The 4556-nt window shown below is 69.5% G+C and carries 7 protein-coding genes; 5 read left to right on the top strand and 2 right to left on the bottom strand.

Annotation, left to right across the window (positions count from 1 at the left end; genetic code table 11):
• Together V7067_RS15790 and V7067_RS15785 are read left to right on the top strand one after the other, a co-directional pair.
• A partial coding sequence (locus tag V7067_RS15790; protein WP_334176860.1) for a rhomboid family intramembrane serine protease occupies window positions 1-607 on the top strand: 607 nt, incomplete at its 5' end.
• Between the two features lie 207 nt (window positions 608-814).
• A complete protein-coding gene (locus tag V7067_RS15785) occupies window positions 815-1243 on the top strand; it encodes a CBS domain-containing protein (protein ID WP_334176859.1) in 429 nt (142 codons plus the stop codon).
• Window positions 1244-1560: 317 nt separating this feature from the next.
• On the opposite strand, the gene hisI is transcribed toward V7067_RS15785, so the two are convergent.
• Together hisI and folE are read right to left on the bottom strand one after the other, a co-directional pair.
• Window positions 1561-2031, bottom strand: a complete 471-nt coding sequence (gene hisI, locus V7067_RS15780) for a phosphoribosyl-AMP cyclohydrolase (RefSeq protein WP_334176858.1) — start codon at window positions 2029-2031, stop codon at window positions 1561-1563.
• A 32-nt stretch (window positions 2032-2063) separates the two neighbouring features.
• Window positions 2064-2690 (bottom strand): GTP cyclohydrolase I FolE, encoded by a 627-nt coding sequence (gene folE / locus V7067_RS15775; protein WP_334176857.1) that lies wholly within the window; start codon window positions 2688-2690, stop codon window positions 2064-2066.
• Window positions 2691-3120: 430 nt separating this feature from the next.
• Here folE and V7067_RS15770 point away from each other — a divergent pair, with 430 nt between their 5' ends.
• From V7067_RS15770 to V7067_RS15760, 3 genes are all read left to right on the top strand, one after another.
• Window positions 3121-3558: an iron-sulfur cluster assembly scaffold protein gene (locus tag V7067_RS15770; RefSeq protein ID WP_334176856.1), complete on the top strand. Its 438-nt coding sequence runs from the start codon at window positions 3121-3123 to the stop codon at window positions 3556-3558.
• Entirely contained in the window at window positions 3558-3908 is a 351-nt protein-coding gene (gene yidD, locus V7067_RS15765) for a membrane protein insertion efficiency factor YidD (protein WP_334176855.1), read from the top strand. Before V7067_RS15770 ends, yidD begins: the two co-directional genes overlap by 1 nt.
• 253 nt (window positions 3909-4161) lie before the next feature.
• Window positions 4162-4556: TGS domain-containing protein (locus V7067_RS15760; RefSeq protein WP_334176854.1), on the top strand; the 395-nt coding region annotated here is incomplete at its 3' end.

The following is a 4556-nucleotide window of genomic DNA, read 5'->3' as shown; positions in this document are numbered from 1 at the left end:
CTTCATTCCGGTGCGCTATGCGGTGCCGGCCGGCATGGCGCCGCTGCCCGGCGGCACGGGGGCGGAAATCTGGACCTTCCTCACCTATGCGCTGCTGCACGGCGGCTGGGTGCACGTGCTCGTCAACGTGGTGTGGATGCTGGCGTTCGGCTCGGCCGTGGCGCGGCGTTTCGGGGCGGTGCGCTTCCTGCTGCTGTCGGCGGTGGCGGCGGTCGGCGGGGCCGGCCTGCACCTCATCGCCAATCCCGGCTCGGTGGTGCCGGTGGTCGGGGCGTCGGCAGCGATCTCCGGGCAGATGGCGGCGGCCACGCGCTTCGTGTTCGAGCCCGGCGCGCCGCTGGGCGGCTGGCGCTTCTCCGACATGAACAGCGCGGCGTGCTACCGCCGGCCGGCCTCCAGCCTGTTCGGCGTGGCGCGCAACCGGCAGGCAACCTCGTTCATCGCCATCTGGTTTGCCCTCAACCTGCTGTTCGGCGTGGTGAACCTGCCTTTCCTCGGCAACGACGGCGCCGGCATCGCGTGGGAAGCCCACATCGGCGGCTTCCTCATCGGGCTGCTGCTGTTCCCGCTGTTCGACCCGGTCGGGCGCAAATCCGGCGCCAATTGAACGCCGGCTCAGGAGGGGGCTTTACGGGCGCCGATCGGCACGTTATCAGTTTTATGCAGCACGGGAGACCGATTCCCGTGCGCCGGTTATGCCCGCCGCATTCCGCCAGCCCCGCGACAGACGGGGCACGCAGGATGCAGCGGTGGTGGCAGGCGGACACGCAAAAATGCGGCCGTCTTTCATCGGGTTCTCAAGGAGGAAACGCCCATGACCGTTGCTGCGATCCTGGCCCGCAAGGGGCCGGACGTCACAACGATTGACCCTGATGCGACGATCGCCGCAGTTTGCGATCTGCTCACACTGTGCCGGATCGGCGCGGTGATCGTCTCCCGGGGTCAGTCGCTGCTCGGCATTCTCTCGGAACGCGACATCGTGCGCGCGCTTGCCGCGGAAGGGGCGTCTGCCCTCGACCGGCGCGCGTCGGACTACATGACACGCGATATCGAGGTGGTGACCGAGGATCAGACGTCCACGCAGGTGCTGGAGCGCATGACCGTGCGTCGCTTCCGCCACATGCCGGTGGTGCGCGGCGACAAGCTGGTGGGGATCGTCTCCATCGGCGATGTCGTCAAGCATCGCATTGCGCAGGCGGAAGACGAGGCGGAGAGCATGCGCAACTACATCGCCATGGTCTGAGCGCCACCCGGGGCCCGGACGATTCCGCGATATGCACCCGCAGCGACGGGCAAAGGGCGGCCTCCCGGGGCCGCCCTTTGATTCAAGCCCCCCGGATTTCGCAGCCCCGGTTTCACATCTTCGATTTCAGGCCGGGGATCTGATCCGGCGATTTCTGCGCCGGCCTTGTCCTGCGCCGGCCCTCGCGGCCGGGCGGCGGCCCGGTGCATGCGCGGTCAGGCCGTTCCCATCAGGCAAAGCGTCCATCAGGCAAGTGACGTCAGGCAAGTGACGTCGGGCAGGCGTCGTCGGGCAGGTGTTAGGCGGCAAGGTTGCCGTCAGGCCTTGCGGCCGTAAAGCGCGGCGGGATCGACCAGCGGGTCTTCGGTGAAGCGCAGCGCGCCGCCTTCGGCACCCAGTTCGACCGCGCGATAAAAGCACGACCGCCGGCCGGTGTGGCAGCTTGCCCCGGAGCCGTCGACGCGCACGCGGATCCACACCGCATCCTGATCGCAGTCGACGCGCATCTCGGTCACATGCTGCAGCGAGCCGGAGGTATCGCCCTTGCGCCACAATTCGCCGCGCGACCGGCTCCAGTAATGGGCGATGCCGGTCTCAATGGTCAGGCGCAGCGCCTCGGCATTCATGTGGGCGAGCATCAGCACGCTGCCGTCGCCGGCATCCGTGACCACGGCGGTGACAAGGCCGCCGGCATCGAAGCGCGGGGTCAGCACGCCGCCCGTTTCCAGCGCGGCCTTGGAGCCGGGCGCGGGAAAGGGGGCGTGCGTGCAGTCGGGGGCGTTACACACGGCGGAAAGGCCCTGAAAAGGCGGCCGGGCGCTCAGCGCTCGCGGCGGATCATGGTCATGAAGCGCACCTGCTCGGCCGGTGCCTCGAAGCGGCCGGTGAAGCGGCTGGTGATGGTGGAGACGCCCGATTTCTGCACCCCGCGCAGCGACATGCACTGGTGCTCGGCCTCGAACAGCACGCCGATGCCGAGCGGCTGCAGGAAGGCTTCCATGGCCTGCACCACCTGCGCGGTCAGGTTCTCCTGCGTCTGCATGCGGCGCGAATAGACATCGACCAGCCGGGCGAGCTTGGAGAGGCCGACCACGCCGCCGTTCGGATAATAGGCGATGTGGGCGCGGCCGATGAACGGCACGATATGGTGTTCGCAGTGCGAATAGAACGGAATGTCGCGCACCAGCACCATGTCGTCATAACCGCTCACCTCCTGGAAGGTGCGGTCGAGAACGCTTTCCGGGTCTTCCGAATAGCCCTTGAAGAATTCCTCATAGGCAGAAACGACGCGGCGCGGCGTGTCGATCAGGCCCTCGCGGTCCGGGTCGTCGCCGGCCCAGGCGATGAGGGTGCGCACGGCGGCCTCGGCCTCTTCGCGGCTCGGGCGGCGGGGGGCCGGCGCGGTGCGCTGGCGAATGTCGGCGATGGTTTTCACAACGGCATCCATCGGGGAACTCCCGTCGCGCCCGGGGGCCTTGTGGGGCGCTGCCGGGCGTTCGATTCCTGATCTGTCGTCCACGTCGTCCGCCGGTCTGTGTCGTCCGCCGGTCTGTCCGGCCACGGGCAAAACGCGCACCGCCGGCAGAACCGCATTCTGCCGGGCAGCTTCCGTTTCACCTGCTGCTCCGCATCAGGGCGCGCGGCCAGCGCCGGCCCCTGCGCTCCGCGCGGCTGCTGGTCCGCTCCGGCGCCGGGGGGGCTGGCGGGCCACCCTGTCCGAACCCTATATAGGATGATGTCGGCCGGAACGAAACCGCTGCGTTTCATGAACTGAGCGTGCTTTTTCCGGCGACAGCGGCAGAAGGGCCGGTGCCGGGCAAAGGTCGCAGGCCGCCGGGCCGCCGGCAAGAAACAGAAATCTCCCTCGCGGTTCTTTCATGACCGATACCGTCTACAGCAGCGCGATTCTGGAACTGGCGGCCTCCATGCCCCATGTCGGCCGCCTCGCCGCCCCGCAGGGCACGGCCCGCCGGCAGGCGCGGCTGTGCGGCTCCGTCATCACGGTGGATGTGGTGCTGGCCGACGGGCGGGTGGCGGAATTTGCGCAGGAGGTGCGCGCCTGCGCCCTGGGGCAGGCGGCCGCCTCGCTGTTCGGCCGCGCGGTGGTGGGGGCCGGCATCGGCGAGGTGCGCGCGGTGCGCGATGCCATGACGGCGATGCTGAAGGAGAACGGCCCGCCGCCGCAGGGCCGCTTCGCCGCGCTGGCGGTGCTGGAGCCGGTGCGCGACTATCGCGCCCGCCACGGCTCGACGCTGCTGGTGTTCGAGGCGACCGTGGCCGCCATCGACGCGGCGCTGGCCGGGGCGGCCGCCTGATGTGCGGCAGCTGCGGGCCCGGCGAGGGACAGACACGGCGCGGAGCGGGCGTTGCGGCCGGCCGGTTCCTCATCCGCGGCTATCGCCTGCTGCTGTCGCCGTTCCTGCCGGATGCCTGCCGCTACCAGCCGACCTGCTCGGCCTACGGCGAGGAGGCGATCGGCCGCTTCGGGTTGTGGGCGGGCGGCTGGATGACGCTGGCGCGCCTGCTGCGCTGCCATCCGCTGGGGGCGAGCGGCTTCGATCCGGTGCCGCAGACGGCGCGGGACGGGGCGCGCTGGTGGTGCCCGTGGCGCTACGGCTACTGGACCGGGCGGCACATCGACCCGAACACCCGGCTCGACCGCTGATCCGCCGGCGGGCCCCGCGCGGCTGGTGGATCAGCAGCAGGGGGGGATGCGCGGCAGGTGAGTTGACGCCGCGGCCGAGACGCGCGAAAACCCCGCGGACCGGCCGCTTTGCGGCCTTTTCCCGTGCCTCGCGCGGTCCCTTCTTGCCCGAGGGCGCCGGCCTCTGCCGGTTCGTCGCAAGGCGCCCGCGCGAAAACTGACGTCCGGCTTACCTGCGCTCGTGGGCAGTGAGTGAGCCGACCGAGGAGCCGTTATGATCGAGCTTTCCTTCCCCGATGGTGCCAGACGTGCGTTCGAGGCCGGTGTGACCGGCCGCGGCGTGGCGGAATCCATTTCGAAGTCGCTTGCCAAAAAGGCGGTGGCGATTGCCGTGAACGGCAAGGTCAGCGACCTGTCGGACACCGTGCCCGACGGGGCCGCGGTGGAGATCGTCACCCGCGAAGACCCGCGGGCGCTGGAACTGATCCGCCACGATGCCGCCCATGTGATGGCCGAGGCGGTGCAGGAGCTCTATCCCGGCACGCAGGTGACCATCGGCCCGGTGATCGAGAACGGCTTCTATTACGACTTCTTCCGCAACGAGCCGTTCACCGTCGACGACCTTGAGAAGATCGAGGCGAAGATGCGCGAGATCATCGCGCGCAACGC

The sequence above is a fragment of the Pseudoxanthobacter sp. genome (assembly GCF_036822375.1).
GTDB lineage: Bacteria > Pseudomonadota > Alphaproteobacteria > Rhizobiales > Segnochrobactraceae > Pseudoxanthobacter.
The sequence above is the reverse complement of the archived record's forward strand: the minus strand, read 5'-3'. Positions and strand labels throughout refer to the sequence as shown.

What these genes read in the sequence shown, in the direction of transcription:
- V7067_RS15785 (WP_334176859.1), top strand. Translation starts at nt 815, where the DNA reads ATGACCGTTGCTGCGATCCTGGCCCGCAAGGGGCCGGACGTCACAACG.
- folE (WP_334176857.1), bottom strand. Translation starts at nt 2,690, where the DNA reads ATGGATGCCGTTGTGAAAACCATCGCCGACATTCGCCAGCGCACCGCG.
- V7067_RS15770 (WP_334176856.1), top strand. Translation starts at nt 3,121, where the DNA reads ATGACCGATACCGTCTACAGCAGCGCGATTCTGGAACTGGCGGCCTCC.
- yidD (WP_334176855.1), top strand. Translation starts at nt 3,558, where the DNA reads ATGTGCGGCAGCTGCGGGCCCGGCGAGGGACAGACACGGCGCGGAGCG.